At 72.4% G+C, this 16,052-nt stretch carries 16 protein-coding genes; 9 read left to right on the top strand and 7 right to left on the bottom strand.

Features of this window, described 5'->3' with window-relative positions; translation table 11 throughout:
• Nucleotides 1-98 precede the first annotated feature (98 nt).
• From efeO to ABZ854_RS14220, 4 genes are all read left to right on the top strand, one after another.
• Complete coding sequence (efeO, locus tag ABZ854_RS14235; RefSeq protein WP_361209327.1) at nt 99-1,235, top strand: iron uptake system protein EfeO; 1,137 nt, start codon at nt 99-101, stop codon at nt 1,233-1,235.
• Between the two features lie 16 nt (nt 1,236-1,251).
• The gene (gene efeB, locus ABZ854_RS14230; RefSeq protein WP_361209324.1) at nt 1,252-2,520 is read left to right on the top strand and encodes an iron uptake transporter deferrochelatase/peroxidase subunit; all 1,269 of its coding nucleotides are present in this window, start codon (nt 1,252-1,254) and stop codon (nt 2,518-2,520) included.
• 3 nt (nt 2,521-2,523) lie between these two features.
• On the top strand, nt 2,524-3,396 hold the full coding sequence (gene efeU, locus ABZ854_RS14225) for an iron uptake transporter permease EfeU (protein WP_361209321.1): 873 nt from the start codon (nt 2,524-2,526) through the stop codon (nt 3,394-3,396).
• A 73-nt stretch (nt 3,397-3,469) separates the two neighbouring features.
• Nucleotides 3,470-4,498 (top strand): hypothetical protein, encoded by a 1,029-nt coding sequence (locus tag ABZ854_RS14220; protein WP_361209318.1) that lies wholly within the window; start codon nt 3,470-3,472, stop codon nt 4,496-4,498.
• Between the two features lie 123 nt (nt 4,499-4,621).
• Here ABZ854_RS14220 and ABZ854_RS14215 read toward each other — a convergent pair whose 3' ends face one another.
• From ABZ854_RS14215 to ABZ854_RS14200, 4 genes are all read right to left on the bottom strand, one after another.
• A complete protein-coding gene (locus ABZ854_RS14215) occupies nt 4,622-5,347 on the bottom strand; it encodes a bifunctional DNA primase/polymerase (RefSeq protein WP_361209315.1) in 726 nt (241 codons plus the stop codon).
• A gap of 247 nt (nt 5,348-5,594) precedes the next feature.
• On the bottom strand, nt 5,595-6,581 hold the full coding sequence (locus tag ABZ854_RS14210; RefSeq protein ID WP_361209617.1) for a small ribosomal subunit Rsm22 family protein: 987 nt from the start codon (nt 6,579-6,581) through the stop codon (nt 5,595-5,597).
• A 319-nt stretch (nt 6,582-6,900) separates the two neighbouring features.
• Nucleotides 6,901-8,139 carry a serine hydrolase domain-containing protein gene (locus ABZ854_RS14205; RefSeq protein ID WP_361209312.1) on the bottom strand — a complete coding sequence of 413 codons (1,239 nt, stop codon included), beginning with the start codon at nt 8,137-8,139 and terminating at the stop codon, nt 6,901-6,903.
• Complete coding sequence (locus ABZ854_RS14200) at nt 8,091-9,335, bottom strand: multidrug effflux MFS transporter (protein ID WP_361209615.1); 1,245 nt, start codon at nt 9,333-9,335, stop codon at nt 8,091-8,093. Before ABZ854_RS14200 ends, ABZ854_RS14205 begins: the two co-directional genes overlap by 49 nt.
• A 184-nt stretch (nt 9,336-9,519) precedes the next feature.
• On the opposite strand from ABZ854_RS14200, the gene ABZ854_RS14195 reads away from it, so the two are divergent.
• Both ABZ854_RS14195 and ABZ854_RS14190 read left to right on the top strand, forming a co-directional pair.
• Nucleotides 9,520-10,539 carry a Gfo/Idh/MocA family oxidoreductase gene (locus tag ABZ854_RS14195; protein WP_361209308.1) on the top strand — a complete coding sequence of 340 codons (1,020 nt, stop codon included), beginning with the start codon at nt 9,520-9,522 and terminating at the stop codon, nt 10,537-10,539.
• A 99-nt stretch (nt 10,540-10,638) separates the two neighbouring features.
• A complete protein-coding gene (locus ABZ854_RS14190) occupies nt 10,639-11,409 on the top strand; it encodes an SDR family oxidoreductase (protein ID WP_361209305.1) in 771 nt (256 codons plus the stop codon).
• 250 nt (nt 11,410-11,659) lie between these two features.
• Here the strand turns inward: ABZ854_RS14190 and ABZ854_RS14185 are convergent, their stop codons facing one another.
• Both ABZ854_RS14185 and ABZ854_RS14180 read right to left on the bottom strand, forming a co-directional pair.
• The gene (locus tag ABZ854_RS14185; RefSeq protein WP_361209302.1) at nt 11,660-12,907 is read right to left on the bottom strand and encodes a D-alanyl-D-alanine carboxypeptidase; all 1,248 of its coding nucleotides are present in this window, start codon (nt 12,905-12,907) and stop codon (nt 11,660-11,662) included.
• Between the two features lie 118 nt (nt 12,908-13,025).
• Nucleotides 13,026-13,352 carry a nuclear transport factor 2 family protein gene (locus ABZ854_RS14180; protein ID WP_361209299.1) on the bottom strand — a complete coding sequence of 109 codons (327 nt, stop codon included), beginning with the start codon at nt 13,350-13,352 and terminating at the stop codon, nt 13,026-13,028.
• 175 nt (nt 13,353-13,527) lie between these two features.
• Here ABZ854_RS14180 and ABZ854_RS14175 point away from each other — a divergent pair, with 175 nt between their 5' ends.
• Nucleotides 13,528-14,079 carry a DoxX family membrane protein gene (locus tag ABZ854_RS14175; RefSeq protein ID WP_361209296.1) on the top strand — a complete coding sequence of 184 codons (552 nt, stop codon included), beginning with the start codon at nt 13,528-13,530 and terminating at the stop codon, nt 14,077-14,079.
• Between the two features lie 63 nt (nt 14,080-14,142).
• Here ABZ854_RS14175 and ABZ854_RS14170 read toward each other — a convergent pair whose 3' ends face one another.
• Nucleotides 14,143-14,904 (bottom strand): class I SAM-dependent methyltransferase, encoded by a 762-nt coding sequence (locus ABZ854_RS14170; protein ID WP_361209612.1) that lies wholly within the window; start codon nt 14,902-14,904, stop codon nt 14,143-14,145.
• A gap of 183 nt (nt 14,905-15,087) precedes the next feature.
• Between ABZ854_RS14170 and ABZ854_RS14165 the strand changes: the two genes are divergently transcribed.
• Complete coding sequence (locus ABZ854_RS14165; protein WP_361209293.1) at nt 15,088-15,438, top strand: MazG-like family protein; 351 nt, start codon at nt 15,088-15,090, stop codon at nt 15,436-15,438.
• 460 nt (nt 15,439-15,898) lie between these two features.
• Nucleotides 15,899-16,027: a DUF6408 family protein gene (locus ABZ854_RS14160; RefSeq protein WP_361209290.1), complete on the top strand. Its 129-nt coding sequence runs from the start codon at nt 15,899-15,901 to the stop codon at nt 16,025-16,027.
• Nucleotides 16,028-16,052: the final 25 nt, after the last annotated feature.

Below are 16,052 nucleotides of genomic sequence, written 5' to 3'. Positions count from 1 at the left end.
CTTTCCGTGGAGCTGAATCCGCACCCCGGTGGGTAGCAGTGAGGTAAGCCTGGGTTAAGTTAGGGCAGCCTCACCACACCACCTCCGCAGGAGTCCGCATGCGAGCCGTCCGACTGACCGTCACCGCCGCCACCGCCGTGGCGGCCCTGACCGCCCTCTCGGCCTGCACCGCGAAGAGCGACGCCAAGGACGGCGAAGCCATCAAGGTCACGGCCGCCGACTCGACGTGCGGCACCTCCGCGAAGTCCGTGCCGGCCGGCCAGGTCACCCTGAAGATCCAGAACACGGGCTCGAAGGCGACCGAGGTCGAGATCCTCTTCCCGGACGACCGGATCGTCTCCGAGAAGGAGAACATCGGCCCCGGCACCAAGTACACGCTGACCGCCGAGGTGAAGGCGGGGTCGTACGAGATCGCCTGCCGGCCCGGCATGAAGGGCCACGGCGTCCGCCAGAAGCTCACCGTCACCGGCGGGCACGCCACCGCGGAGCGGGACCCCGCGCTGGACAAGGCCGTCGCCGCCTACCGTGAGTACGCGCAGGAGCAGGCCGACGCGACGATCCCGAAGGTGGAGACGTTCGCCAAGGCCGTCGAGGCCGGCGACCTGGACGCCGCCAAGAAGGCGTACGCCCCCTCCCGCGTCGGCTGGGAGCGCACCGAGCCGATCGCCGAGTCCTTCGGGGACATCGACCCCAAGACCGACACCCGCGCCGACGGCCTGGAGAAGGGCCAGAAGTGGACGGGCTGGCACGCGCTGGAGAAGGCGCTGTGGCAGGACAAGAAGATCGGTCCGGCGCAGAAGACGCTCGCGGCCCAGCTCGTCACCGACCTCAAGGACTGGCAGCAGCGGGTCGGCAAGGCCGAGATCACCCCCACCTCCATGGCCAACGGCGCCAAGGAGCTGCTGGACGAGGTCGCCACCGGCAAGGTCACCGGCGAGGAGGACCGCTACTCGCACACCGACCTGAGCGACTTCAAGGCCAACGTCGAGGGCGCGCAGAAGGCGTACGAGCTGCTGAAGCCCGTCGCGGCCAAGAACGACCCGGAGCTGACCAAGGAGCTGGACAAGCAGTTCAGCGCCCTGAACACCCAGCTGGACACCTACCGCACGGGCAAGTCCTCCGACGGCTTCGTCTCCTACGACAAGGTCACCGAAGCACAGCGCAAGCAGCTCTCCGACGCCGTGAACGCGCTCGCCGAGCCGCTGTCCAAGCTCGCCGCCGCGGTCGTGAAGTAAGCAAGGGGACAGGGCGATGACCGAGACGCAGGACACGCAGGAGACCGGTAACGGCGGTCCCTCGCGCCGCGCGCTGATCGGCTGGGGCGGTGCCGGGCTCGCGCTCGGTGCCGCCGTGGCCGGCGGCGCGGTGGCCGCGGCGGACGCGGGCGGCGACGCGGACCCGGCCGGCGACGGCATGGGCGCGGCGGTGGACTTCCACGGCATCCACCAGGCCGGCATCGCCACCGCGGTGCAGGACCGGCTGCACTTCGCCGCGTTCGACGTGAAGACCGACGACCGCGACGCGTTCGTGCGCATGCTGAAGGAGTGGACGGCCGCCGCCCACCGGATGACCGGTGGCAAGGCGGTCGGCGACGGCGCGTACGGCGGGCTGCCCGAGGCGCCGCCGGACGACACCGGTGAGGCGCTGGGCCTCAAGCCGTCCCGGCTGACGCTGACCATCGGTTTCGGGCCGTCGCTGTTCGAGAAGTTCGGGCTGCACGGCAAGCGGCCCGAGGCGCTCGTCGACCTGCCCCAGTTCGCCGGGGACAACCTGGACAAGTCCCGCAGCGGCGGGGATCTGTGCGTCCAGGCCTGCGCGGACGACCCGCAGGTCGCGGTGCACGCCATCCGGAACCTGGCCCGCATCGGCTTCGGCACGGTCGCCATCCGCTGGTCGCAGCTCGGCTTCGGCAAGACCTCCTCCACCACGCCGAACGCGCAGACCCCGCGCAACCTGCTGGGCTTCAAGGACGGCACCCGCAACATCGCGGGTACCGAGACCGACCGGCTGAAGAAGTACGTGTGGGTCGGCGACGGCGACGGACCGGCCTGGATGACCGGCGGGTCGTACCTGGTCGCCCGGCGGATCCGGATGAACATCGAGACCTGGGACCGCACCTCGCTCCAGGAGCAGGAGGACGTGTTCGGCCGGGACAAGCGCGAGGGCGCCCCCGTCGGCAAGGCACACGAGCACGACAAGCCGTTCCTGAAGGCGATGAAGCCCGACGCGCACGTCAGGCTCGCCCACCCCGACTCCAACCACGGCATCACGATCCTGCGCCGGGGCTACTCCTTCACCGACGGCACCGACGGCCTGGGCCGTCTCGACGCCGGCCTGTTCTTCCTGGCCTACCAGCGCGACCCCCGCGAGGGGTTCATCCCGCTCCAGCGCAAGCTGTCCGCGCACGACGCGCTCAACGAGTACATCCAGCACGTGGGTTCGGCGGTCTTCGCGATCCCGCCCGGCGTCCGGGACTCCGGCGACTGGTGGGGCCGCACGCTGTTCACCGAGGAGGCGTAGCCCGTGTTCTCCAACTACCTGATCGGCCTGCGCGAGGGCCTGGAGGCGTCCCTAGTCGTCTGCATCCTGATCGCCTATCTGGTCAAGACCGGCCGCCGGGACGCCCTGAAGCCGATCTGGCTGGGCATCGGCGCCGCCGTCCTCATCGCGATGGGCTTCGGCTGCGCGCTGGAGTTCGGCTCGCAGGAGATGACGTTCGAGGCGCAGGAGGCGCTCGGCGGCTCGCTGTCCATCGTCGCCGTCGGCCTGGTGACCTGGATGGTGTTCTGGATGCGGCGCACCGCCCGGCACCTGAAGTCCGAGCTGCACGGCAAGCTGGACGCGGCCCTCGCGCTCGGCACCGGCGCCCTCGTCGCCACCGCGTTCCTGGCCGTCGGCCGGGAGGGCCTGGAGACCGCGCTGTTCGTGTGGGCCTCGGTGCACGCGGCGAGCGACGGCACCCCGCGCCCGCTGATCGGCGTCGCGCTGGGCCTGGCCACGGCGGTGCTGCTCGGCTGGCTGTTCTACCGGGGCGCCCTGAAGATCAACCTGGCGAAGTTCTTCACCTGGACCGGCGGCATGCTGGTCGTGGTCGCGGCGGGCGTGCTGGCGTACGGCTTCCACGACCTCCAGGAGGCCAACTGGATCCCGGGCATCAACCACCTGGCGTTCGACATCAGCGACACGATCCCGCCGGACAGTTGGTACGGCACCCTCCTCAAGGGCGTCTTCAACTTCCAGCCGGACCCGACGGTCGTACAGCTGACGCTGTGGGCGGTGTACCTGGTGCCGACCCTGGGCGTCTTCCTCCTCACCCCGGAGTTCCGCGCCCGGCTGCGCGGCGGCCCGGGCAAGCAGGGCGCCCCCGTCGGGGACGGGGTCCCGGCGTCGGAGTGAGGGAACCGGCCACCCGGCCCTCTCCCCGTCCCGGTAGGGTTCGCCTCCGGGAAGGGGAAGGTGAAGGCACGTCATGAGCAGGGATCGCAGTCGACTTGGGCTTCGCGGGCGTCGGGGGCTTGGCGGGCGTCCGGGGCTTGGCAGGCGTGGCCGCGACGCACTCATAGCCGTCTCGCTGACCGCCGTGTCGCTGACGGCGAGCGGGTGCGTGGTGGTGCACGGGGAGCGCGAGGTGCTGCCGGCCGCCACCCGCGCGGAGGCGGCCAAGGCGCTCGCCGCCTTCACGGCCGCGTACAACAAGGCGGACAAGGCCTACGACACGTCCCTGGACGAGAACTACGTCACCGGGCCGCTCTCCGACATCGACTCCGCGCGACTGCGGGCCGGGCACGCCAACAGCCCGAGCGGCAACGCCTACCACACCCCGCTGAAGCTGACCGACGCCAGGTTCACGATCCCGAAGAAGGCCGGCTGGCCCCGCTGGTTCGTCGCCGACACCCGGAGCAACAAGGGCGGCAGCGCGCACTGGCTGCTGGTGTTCACCCGCGACGACCTCACCGATCCCTGGCAGGTGGCGTACCTGACGCTGGTCGCGCCCGACGCCATACCGAGGTTCAAGACGGACGCGGACGGCTGGGCGGAGGCGGTACCGGCCGGCTCGACCGGCCTCGCCGTGTCCCCCGGCAAGCTGAGCGAGTCCTACACCGGCTATCTGGAGAACGGCGGGAAGACGTTCGCGAACGGCGCGTTCACCAGCGTCGAGCGGGCGAACCGCGCCCGGGTGGCCCGCAAGCCGGGCCTGGTCACCCAGTTCATCGACAAGCCGCTGACGAACGGTGACTACGCCCCGCTGGCGCTGCGCACGGCGGACGGCGGCGCGCTGGTCTTCTTCACCACGCACCACTACCAGAAGCAGACGGCCGCCCCGGGCACCTCGGTCCCCACCCCGAACAAGAGCGTTCAGGCCCTCACCAAGGGCGAGATCAAACAGTCTCTGACGATGGAGTTCATCTCCAACGAAACAGCCCTGGACCCCGCCGGCACCGGCTCCATCTCCCTCCTGGGCCGAGTACAGGGCCTGACCGCAGCCCAGGGCGCCTGAAAACTCCTTGAGGGGAAGCGCCCCGTCAGGGGCGCGGGGCTGTGTTTGATTTGCGGCTACCGCCGCGTGGGCGCGACCAGCCACAACGCACCCGCAGCCGCGCACCGGCGTCAGAGGGCACCCTCAGTGGCCCATCGGCCAAGCCTGACCGGCAGGGTCAACGCACCGCGCACACGCGTCCGTCAGAACCTCCAGCAGACTCAGTGGATCCGGCAGCGCGAACTCCGGCCCCCTGACCCACCGCACGGCCCGCCCGTCGTCGCCGGGCAGCCGCGCGGGCGGCACCAGCACGTACGACCCACGACAGTGCCACCGCAGCCCCGGGTGCTCGTCCATCGTCTCGGGGTGGCAGTCCAGCTCGCAGGGCCACCACTCGTCCTCGTCCTCGGGGGTGCCCCGGGTGAGGGTGAAGAACAGCAGGCGGCCGTCGTCGCTCTCGGCGACCGGCCCGACCTCGACGCCGGCCTCCAGCAGCCGCTCCATCGCCTCCCGGCCGGCCTCCAGCGGTACGTCCAGGACGTCGTGCGTCATTCCGGTCGCGGTGATGAAGTTGGCCTGCGGCTGGTGCCGGGCCCAGCGTTCGATCTGGGAGCGGTCGGTGGTCGACTGGGTCTGCCAGGCGAACGACACCGGGTGCCGGGCGGGGGTGGGGCAGCCGACGCGGTCGCAGGAGCAGCCGTAGCCGGATCCGGGGTGCGCGGCGGGCGCGAGGGGCAGTCCCGCCGCGGCGGCGGCGAGCAGGAGGGCCTCACGGCCACCGTCGCCGACGGCCTCCTTGGGGCGGCGTCCGAACAGCCACTGGGAGAGTTTGCCCTGCCGACCGCTCCGACCGCCGAACGTCGCGCTCATCTATCCCCTCGCCTCGCTGGTGTGCCCACAGCATGCCCCATGGTCCCACCTTCGCGTGCTTCGGGGTGGCCGGACCGCAGATGTGGGAGGCCGTGGGGAGATGTGCCTCACATCGTGGCCTGGGCAGAGTGGTCCGCCGGGGGCGCGGTGCGGAGATCGCCTGCGGCACCGTCGTGGCTGGTCGCACCCACGCGGCAGAGCCGCATATGAGCACGGCCCCGCGCCGCTTCGGGGCGCGCCGCCCAGCTCAGTCGGCTGGGGGCCACGGATCTCCCCAAGCCGTGTCGCGGGCCGACCTGTACAGGTCGCCGTGGCGCTTGGTGACGGTGGTGCGGCTGAGCCGGCCGTCGGGCTCGCACAGGTCGAGGAGGACCTGGCCCTTGCGGATCTGCGGGCGCCGGACCACACGGGCGGGGGACGGGGTGGCGGGCAGGCGGGTGGCGGCGACGTAGCTGAACTTCTCGTCCTCGTACGGCAGTGAGCCGCCCTTGACCTGGCGGTGCAGGGAGGAGCGGCTGACGCGGGCGGAGAAGTGGCACCAGTCCGTGCCGGGGGCGATGGGGCAGGCGGCGCTGTGCGGGCAGGGCGCGGCGATCCGGAACCCGGCGCTGACCAGCCGGTCGCGGGCCTCGATCACGCGCGCGTACCCGGCGGGGGTGCCGGCCTCGACGATCACGACCGACTGCGCGGCGCCGGCGGCTGCGTCGACGAGGGCGGCGCGGTCGGTGTCGGCGAGTTCGTTGAGGACGTACGACACCGTGACCAGGTCGGTGCTGCCGAGGGTGAGCGCGGCTCCGATCCGGGCGCGCTGCCACTGGGTGCCGGCGAGGGCCGGGTTGGCGGCGGCGAGCTCCCGGCCGAGGGCGAGGGCGGGCTCCGCCCAGTCGAGCACGGTGACCGGCCGGACGCCGTCCCAGGTGGCGGTGACGGCCCAGGTCGCCGCGCCGGTGCCGCCGCCGACGTCCACGTGGCTGCCGGGCGTCCAGCCGGGCACGGCCTCGGCGAACGCCTCCAGCGCCGAGCGCACCGCCTCGAAGGTGGCCGGCATCCGGTAGGCGGCGTACGCGGCGACGTCGGCGCGGTCCCGCAGGATCGGGGCGTCGGTCGGGGTCGCGCCCCGGTAGTTGGCGATCAGCCGCTCCACCGCGCCCGCGGCCTGCCGGGGCGGCAGCCCGTCGAGCAGCGCGGACAGCGCCCTGCGCAGGGCATCGGCGGACGCTTCGGCCGACGGCACTTCGGCGGACGCTTCGGCCGACGGCACTTCGGCGGACGCTTCGGCCTGGGCAACGGGGTCGTTCACCCGGCGATTCTATGGCGGGCCCGGAGCGCCCAGGGACCGGCCGGAAGCGCGGGACCGCCCAGGAACGCTGGACCGCCCAGAGCCCCGGGCCGCCCAGAGCCCTGGGCCGGCAGGCGCCCCGGGCCGACAGGAGCGCAGGGCCGCCGGTGCGCGGGACCGCCCGAGGCCCCCCATGCCGCCGCGTGCGGTCACCGTGAAACCCACGGCCCGCGGTCGGCCGGGCTCATCCTTGGCCCGTCGGCCCCTCTCACCCCTACGGCAGCGGCCCCTCCGGCTCCCCCGTTGGCTCCCGGTCCCGGCCCGCGTCGCAAGCCGGGGAGGTGATGTGGACCGCGCGGGCCAGGTGGGTCGCGGTGGTGGACCGGGGTGTGCTGTCGGGTGGGCGGCGGCGGGGGTGGACGGTGTTGGCCAGGAGGACCAGGAAGGTGTCGGTGGCGCGGTCCAGGACCAGGGAGGTGCCGGTGAACCCGGTGTGGCCGGCCGCTCCCCGGCCCGCGAGTTCGCCCATGAACCAGGGCTGGTCGACGGCGAAGCCCAGGCCGGGCGGGGTCAGCAGGAGGTCCACGTAGTCGGGGCCGAGGATGCGCGCGGGGCCGTACGCGCCGCCGGCGAGCAGGGTGCGGCAGAACACGGCGAGGTCGCGGGCCGTGGAGAAGAGCCCGGCGTGGCCGGCGACCCCGCCGAGCGCCCAGGCGTTCTCGTCGTGCACCACGCCCCGCAGCATGCCCCGGTCCGCCTTGGCCCAGGGCCGTCGCTGGTCCTCGGTGGCGGCGGCCCCCGGGCAGGGGCCGAAGTGGGTCGCGGTCATGCCGAGCGGGCGGGTGATGCCGTCCCGGACGAGGACGTCCAGGGTCCGGCCGGTGATCCGCTCCAGCACGAGTTGCAGCAGGAGCATGTTCAGGTCGGAGTAGACGTAGGTGCCGGGTGGAGTGGTGGGTGCCTCGGCGCGCAGCAGGTCCAGGCGGGCGGTGTCGTCCGGGCAGTCGTACAGCGGGAGTTCGGGGCGCAGCCCGGAGGTGTGGGTGAGCAGTTGCCGTACGGTGACGCCGTGTTCCGCGGCGGCGGTGAACTCGGGCAGGTAGGCGCCGACTCGGGCGTCGATGCCTAGGGTGCCGCGTTCGATCTGCTGCACGGCGGCGACGGACGTGAACAGCTTGGTGAGCGAGGCCAGGTCGAAGGGTGTGCCGACGGTCATCGGGACGCGGGCGGCGGGCGGCAGTTCGACGCCGGTGTCGGTGTGCGGGTCGTAGGAGGCGTACCGCACGGCCCAGCCGGCGGCCTCGGCGACAGCGGTGACGGGGCCGCGCCCGGCGAGCACGACGGCGCCGGCCGCCCAGGGGCGGTCCCCCGTGGTGAGGCCGTGCACCTCGGCGACCAGGTGCCCGAGTCGGTCGGCGTCGAGTCCGGCCCGGTCCGGGCTGTCGACGCGCAGTCTCGGTGCGCTCAGTTCCGCTCTCCCTCCGGCGCGGCCGTCTCCCTCCAGGGACGGCACATTCCCACGAAGCAGGCCGTGGCCACCAGCGCACCCGCCAGTTGGACGATCGCCATCGGTACGGCGGTGTGCTCGCCCGCGACGCCGACGAGCGGGGAGGCGACCGCGCCGACGAGGAAGGAGGAGGTGCCGAGCAGCGCGGAGGCCGAGCCGGCGGCGTGCCGGGTGCGCAGCAGGGCGAGCGACTGGGCGTTGGGGAGGGTGATGCCCATCGCCGACATCAGGACGAACAGGGCGGCTGCGATCGGGGCCAGGCCGACGTGGCCGAGGGCGCCGGTGGACATCAGCAGCAGGGCGGTCGCGGCGAGCACGGTCACGGTGAGGCCGACGGCGAGCACCTTGTCCAGGCTGACCCGGCCGACCAGCACCTTGCCGTTGATCTGCCCGGCGACGACGAGCCCGACGGAGTTGAGTCCGAACAGCAGGCTGAAGGTCTGCGGGGAGGCGCCGTAGATCTCCTGGATGACGAACGGGGACGCCGATATGTAGGCGAACAGCGCGGCGAAGGCGAAGCCGCCGGCCAGCATGTAGCCGGTGAAGGGCAGGTCGGCGAGGAGGCCGCGCATGGCGCGCAGGGCGTCGCCGACTCCCCCGGCGTGCCGCTCGGCGGGCGGAACGGTCTCGGGCAGCCGCAGCCAGACGAGCGTGGCGAGGGCGGCGCCGACGACGGTGAGGACCACGAACACGCCCCGCCAGTCGGTCACCCGCAGGATCTGCCCGCCGATGAGCGGTGCCACGATCGGCGCGGCCCCTGAGATCAGCATCAGGGTGGAGAAGAAGCGGGCCATGGCGTCGCCGTCGTACAGGTCGCGTACGACGGCCCGCGCGATGACGATCCCGGCGGCGCCGGCGAGGCCCTGGGCCAGCCGGAAGACGACCAGGGTCTCCACGGTGGGCGCGAACGCGCACAGGGCGGTGGCGACGAGGTAGACGGCGAGGCCGGCGAGGAGGGGGCGGCGGCGCCCCCAGCGGTCGCTCATCGGGCCGACGACGAGCTGTCCGAGCGCCATGCCGAGCAGGCAGGCGGTGAGGGTGAGCTGGACGGTGGCGGCGGGCGCGTGCAGGGAGCGGGTGACTTCCGGCAGGGACGGGAGGTACATGTCCATCGCGAGCGGCGGCGTGGCGGTGAGGCCGCCGAGGACGAGGGTGACGAGCAGCCCGGTGCGGCGGGGGTCCGTGGTCGTAGGCGTGGGCATGACCTCGGCCGTGCCCTTGGCCGGGCCCGTGTCCGTGCCCTTCGTCGTGCCGCCCCCGTCCGCTGCCGCTGCCGCTGCCGGCGCGCGCTCGCGCATGTTTTCCCTCCCTGTTTCAACCAATCGGGACCTATGCTCTCAGCTCGTACAGGCTGGCGAGGCACACATGAGCGAGGGTGGGGCGGGGATGGCGGAAAAGAACGTACGGTGGGGCATCCTGGCGACCGGCGGCATCGCGGCCGCGTTCGCCGCGGACCTGGTCGATCTCCCGGACGCGGAGATCGTGGCGGTGGCCTCGCGGCGCCAGGAGTCGGCCCGTGCGTTCGCCGACCGGTTCGGGGCCCCGCGGGCGTACGGCGACTGGGAGTCCCTCGCCCGGGACGAGGACGTCGACGTCGTCTACGTCGCCACTCCGCACGCGGCGCACCGGGCGGCGGCCGGGCTGTGCCTGGAAGCGGGGCGGAACGTGCTGTGCGAGAAGGCGTTCACGCTGAACGCGCGCGAGGCGGCGGAGCTGGTGGCGCTGGCCCGGGAGCACGACCGCTTCCTGATGGAGGCCATGTGGATGTACTGCAATCCGCTGGTCCGGCGGCTGCGGGCGCTGGTGGACGACGGCGCGATCGGCGAGGTGCGCACGGTGCAGGCCGACTTCGGGCTGGCCGGTCCCTTCCCGCCGGCGCACCGGCTGCGGGACCCGGCGATGGGCGGCGGCGCGCTGCTGGACCTCGGCGTGTACCCGGTGTCGTTCGCGCACTTGCTGCTGGGCGAGCCGGACGGGGTGGCGGCGAGCGCGACGCTGTCCGAGGAGGGCGTCGACCTCCAGACGGGCGCCCTGCTCTCCTGGGACAGCGGCGCGCTGGCCTCGGTGCACTGCTCGATCACGGGCGGTACGGGGACGACCGCGTCGGTCACCGGCACGCTCGGCCGGATCGACGTCCCGGCCGGCTTCTTCCACCCGGAGCGGTTCGTCCTGCACCGCGACGGCCGTGCTCCGGAGGAGTTCACCGCGGACCCGGCCGACGGGCCCCGCACCAGCCTGCGCCACGAGGCCGTCGAGGTCATGCGGGCGCTGCGGGCGGGTGAGAAGGAGTCGGCTCTGGTGCCGCTTGAGGGCAGTCTCGCGGTGATGCGGACGCTGGACGCGGTCCGGGAGCGGATCGGGGTGCGCTATCCCGGGGAGGAGCGCGTGCCGGCCGTCGCCGGGTGACCGTATCCCGCCGCCGGAGGACCGAATCCACGCCCCGGCGATTGACCGTATGGCGGATACTTGATTCCGCATGGCGGACTTCCCACTTACCCTGCGGCCATGACTGAGGCCAAGACTGACAGGCAGACGAAGATCGCGGTGGTGACCGGTGCCGGTTCCGGCATCGGGCGGGCCGTCGCCGTGGAACTGCTGGGCGCCGGCTGGTCGGTGGCCCTGGCCGGCCGGCACACCGACACGCTGGAGGAGACGGCGGAACAGGCACCGGGTGGCCCGTGGCTCGCGGTGCGCACCGACGTGTCCCGGCCGGCGGACGTGGACGCGCTGTTCGCGGCGACCGTCGCCCGGTTCGGCCGGGTCGACCTGCTGTTCAACAACGCGGGCACCTTCGGGCCCGGCGGGGTCCCGGTCGAGGACCTGCCCTACGACGCCTGGCGGCACGTGGTGGACACCAACCTCAACGGGGCGTTCCTGTGCGCACAGGCGGCGTACCGGCAGATGAAGGGGCAGGAGCCGCGCGGCGGCCGGATCATCAACAACGGCTCCATCTCCGCGCACACGCCCCGCCCACACTCGGTGGCCTACACGGCGACCAAGCACGCGCTGACCGGCCTGACCAAGTCACTGTCGCTGGACGGGCGGCCGTACGACATCGCGGTCGGGCAGATCGACATCGGCAACGCGGCGACCGACATGACGGCCCGGATGCAGACGGGTGCGCTGCAGGCCAACGGGGAGGTCGCTCCGGAGCCCGTGATGGACGTGGCCGACGTGGCCCGCACGGTGCGGCACATGGCGGAGCTGCCGCTGGCGGCGAACGTGCAGTTCGCGACGGTGCTGGCGACGGCGATGCCGTACGTGGGGCGCGGCTGAGCCGGCCGCGGGTCCCGCCTCCCCCTTGCGAACCGATCAGCTTGGCACAAACGGAATTTGAACGTCCGTGCTATTGCGGCCGGTCGGGGAGGTATGGTCAACTTTCCTCCACAAGAGCTTCACAGTTGGAGCACTTGTCTCCGTGCCATACCGAGGGGGGAGTCGGCAGCCGTTCCACCGACCGGGGTTGGGGGTGTACCCGCGCCGGAACGCGGGTACACACCGGTGGGTGGAACGGCTGCCGCGGCCTTCAACGCCGGTGCTTGCCGCCGGACTCCGGTTCCTGACAGGAAGGCGTGCCGCCCGCCGCCGTCGAGCCCGCCGCGGTTGCCGTCGCCTTTGCCGCCGAGCGCCGTCGGCGCAGCGCCCAGGTTCCGGCGCCCAGCAGCACCACCGTGCCGGCGGCGCCCTCCAGCAGCCGCCAGGTGGACGGCCTGCCGTGCGCGGAGGCGCCAGGGGCGCCGGCCGCCGCCTGGGCCGCCTTCCGCGTGGGCGCCGGACTCGCGTTGGCACGCGCCCCGCCCTCACTGATCGGCTTCACCAGCGTGCCCACAGCCTGCGCCGAACTCCCCTTGCCGAAGCCCCAGTCGAGCAGTGCGGCGGTCTCCTCGTAGACGGCGTTCGTGCCTATCGCCGGGTGCATCACGGTGACGAGCAGGGTCCGCCCGTTCCGGGTGGCCGCGCCGGTGAACGTGTTGCCGGCGTGACTGGTGTAGCCGTTCTTCACGCCGATCAGGCCGTCGTACGTCTTCAGTCCCCACGCGCCGGTCAGCAGGCGGTCGGTGTTCTGGATCTGGAACGTCTTCTTGCCGCCCGCCGGGAAGTCCGCGGTCCGGGTGCCGCAGTAGCCGCGGAAGTCGGGGTCCTTCAGCCCGTGGCGGGCGAAGAGCGTGAGGTCGTACGCCGACGAGTACTGCCCCTTGTGGTCGAAGCCGTCCGGACTCATCACGTGGGTGTCCAGCGCCTGCAGGTCCTCCGCCTTGGCCTGCATCTCGGCGACCGTCCGCGCGACCCCGCCGTTCATGTGGGCGAGCACGTGCACGGCGTCGTTGCCGGAGCGCAGGAACACGCCCTGCCAGAGCTGCTCGACGGTGTAGGTGATGCCGGGCTTGATGCCGACGAGGCTGGAGCCGGCCGGGATGTCCGCCAGGTCGGCGTCGGTGACCTTGTGCCGGTCGGTGCGGTGGAACTTCTTCAGCACGGTGTCCGCGAACAGCATCTTCAGCGTGGACGCGGGCGCCAGGCGCCGGTGCGCGTTGAACGAGGCGAGCACCTCACCGCTCTCGCAGTCGGCGAGGAGCCAGGCGCGGGCGGTGAGCTTCCTGGGCAGTCCGGTGGCACCACGCAGCTGGACCCCGCCGCGGGCGAGCCGCTCGCCCCCGATGACGGTCGAGGCCGCGGCCGGGGCGGCCGCCGCGGGGGTGGTCTCGGACAGGGGAAGGGCGGCGGCCGTCAGCCCGAGGGCGGCACGCCGGCTGAGCCGGGAACAATCGCGCATCCCGGGACCGTACACCGCAGCCGACAGGGCCTTCCGAGGGGGAGCACCTCATTGGGCCAGGACTTTGCTGTCTTATGAAGAACCGATTTTCTCGGCGTCCGTCGCGTCGGCTCCGCCGTTACGCCTGCCCGGTCTCGAACCGCGAGATCCGGCCGTCCTCCTCCACGGTGAAGCTCCACCTGGTGCGCATCTCGCCCCAGGTGTCGTTGCTGTAGCGGGCGATGAGGGAGTGGCCGCCGTTGGACTCGTTGTCGACGTCCATGTGGCCGTGGGAGGAGAAGATCTCCTGGTCGATCCACTGGGCGAGGTCACGGTCGGAGCCGTCGTCGGCCATGGTGGCGTCGGGCGAGAGGAGGGACATGAAGCCCTCCCGGTCGTGCGCGTTGACGGCGGTGACGAAGGCACGGACGGAGGGGTCCGAGAGCTTGGCTGGCTGAATCGGCATGGCGCCAGGCTCACACCGCTCCCCCACCGCCGCCACTCTCACCACCCGAACGGCAGCGAGGGCGCGCCCGATGGTGTGAGGGGTGTGAGGGTGGAAACGCGGGAGGGGACAACTGGTCTCCCGACCGACTGGTCTCCCGACCACCACCACTCGTCTCTGCCGCTGGGGAGTCACCGTGACCGCGACCGCGACCAACCGACGTGACCTGGGCCTGCTGCTGCTCCGGCTGGGCACCGGCGGGGTGCTCGCCGCGCACGGCGCGCAGAAGCTGTTCGGCTGGTTCGGCGGGCACGGCCTGGAGGGCACGGGCCAGTTCATGGAGTCCGTCGGCTACGCGCCGGGCAAGGCGAGCGCGACGATGGCGGGGCTCGCGGAGGCGGGCGGCGGCACCCTGCTGGCGCTGGGCCTGGCGACCCCGGCGGCGGGCGCGGCTGCGGCCGGGGCGATGGCCGGGGCGTCTGCGGTCCACATGCCCAACGGCTTCTTCGCCGCCGAGGGCGGCTACGAGCACGCGGCCAGCCTCGGCCTCGCCGCGGCCGGCCTCGCCATCACCGGCCCCGGCCGCTACTCCCTCGACCACGCCCTCGGCCACGTCGTCGACCGGGGCTGGATGGTCCCGGCGGCGATGGGCGTGACGGCGGCGGCCACGGCCGTGGTGATCGGCATGCGGGCGCGGCGGGTCCACCACAAGGAGGAGCCGGAGCAGGAGCTCCTGTTCGAGGACTGATACGGCTACGCGGCCCGGGCCGCGTCGGCTCGCGTCCGTGCTCGGCGCGGCCGCCTCCTGTGTTCAGGCGGCGGCGAGGAAGACGTACGCCGTCATCGGAGCGGTGACCGGCCCCGGGCCCAGGCGGGCCGCCATCTCCTCGACGACAGTCGCCCGGACTGCCGGTCCTTCGCCGCACTCCTCGACGGCCGCGCGCAACGGCGTCCCGGTGAGGTATCCGGTGGCGACGTCGACCGTCGACGCGGCCCGGCCCTGAAGCGTCAGCTCCTGCTCCTCCTGGACAGTGAACCCGGCCGCCGCCAGATCGGCGGCCACGACAGCGGGACCGTCGTAGCCGTGCGGAACCGTCGGGAGGAACCGCGGCGGGTCGACCGGGAAAGCCCGCTCCAGCCCTGCCTGCAACGCGGCTTCGAAGGCGTGCGTCCTGAGCGGGCCCCAGGTGTTGAACAAGAACCGGCCGCCCGAGGTCAGCACCCGCCGGACCTCGGTGAAGGCCGCGCCGCGGTCCGGGAAGAACATCACGCCGAACTGACACACCACCAGGTCGAAGCTCTCGTCCGGGAACGGCAGCCGCTGTACATCGGCCTGCCGCCACATCGCGGCCGGGGCCCGGACCGACCCGAAGCAGACCATGGCCTCGTTCAGGTCGGTGGCCGTCACTTCGGCCGACGGTACCGCCGTGAGCAGGTCCGACGTCAACACACCCGTTCCCGCCGCCAGTTCGAGAATCCGCCGTGGACGGAGTGCCGCTGCCCGCCCGGTCAGGTCCTCGGCGAAGGGCCGGAAGACCACCGGCACGAGGTACTGCTCATAGGCCGCCGGCATCGACTCGGACCAACGCCGGCCGGCACTGATTCCTGTCACCCGCACGACGGTAGCGCCGCGCCCGGAAAGACCCCTGCCCCGCCGCGCCGCCATGCCCCTGGAGCCGATTCTGCCGGACAAGGCAAGCGAACGAACATCCACTGACGGGGCGGCACCAGGCCCGTTCGTGGCAGCCTGCACGTCATGACTGACCACGCACCCCACCCGGACCTCTGGACCTCCGTCGACGACCTCTGGACCCGCCTGGAGGCCACCCGCGCGCACGCCGGCCGGGAAGGCGTCCTGCTCCGCATCCTGAAACTCTCCGAGGAGATCGGCGAGGTGGCCGAGGCGGTCATCGGCGCGACCGGCCAGAACCCCCGCAAGGGCGTCACCCACTCCTGGGACGACGTCCAGTCCGAACTCTGCGACGTGGCGATCACCGCTCTGATCGCCCTCCGCACCCTGACCCCGGAGGCCCGAACGGTGTTCGAGGGTCACCTGGAGCGCGTCCGGCGGCGCTCACTCGGACCTCGGGACGGGGTTGCTCGCTGACGTCAGTGGGTGCCCGCGAACCTCTCGCTTTGACACTCCTCTCCGGCCGCCGGCTTGCATGGGTGACAAAACAGTCAGTGGTCGGCCTCGGACTCGGAGGCTGTGCTCCATCAGCCTCCCGCATGCCTGTTCCCGCTCCTTGTGCACAACGAGAACCGTCAACTGCCCGGAGCCTCGCCCCGCCCTCGCGGGATATGCGCAGCATCCGCACGGCGTGCCATACGGAGCGCCCGGTCCGCGACACCATCGCGTCCAAATTCGATCTCTCTCAACTTGCGCATGCACTAACGTGGTTGCCCGCTGCGCACCTTCCCGGAGGGTACGTCGGCGGTGTTCTAGGTGCCGGTCCTCGGTGCTGAGCGACGAATGGTCTCCACCGTGTCCTGCACGCGGTGTGACTGCGGATGCCCGGTAGGGCGATCCCTGCCATTCCCAGCTCACGCTCAGGAGTGGAAACCCGATGAACCCCGTTGAGTACAAGCCTGCACGTCGTGACCGGATGCGTCAGATTCTGGTCGACGTCACGGTGGGAGTCGTCATCAACCTGTTGGTGACGGCCCTGACCGCGGCAGCACGCCTGGTCTTCTGACCGGTGAGTGGCGGGCCCGGGAGAG

Source organism: Streptomyces sp. NPDC047028 (assembly GCF_040644095.1).
Taxonomy (GTDB): domain Bacteria; phylum Actinomycetota; class Actinomycetes; order Streptomycetales; family Streptomycetaceae; genus Streptomyces.
Note: the sequence above shows the minus strand (reverse complement) of the source record. Positions and strands in the feature narration are given on the sequence as shown.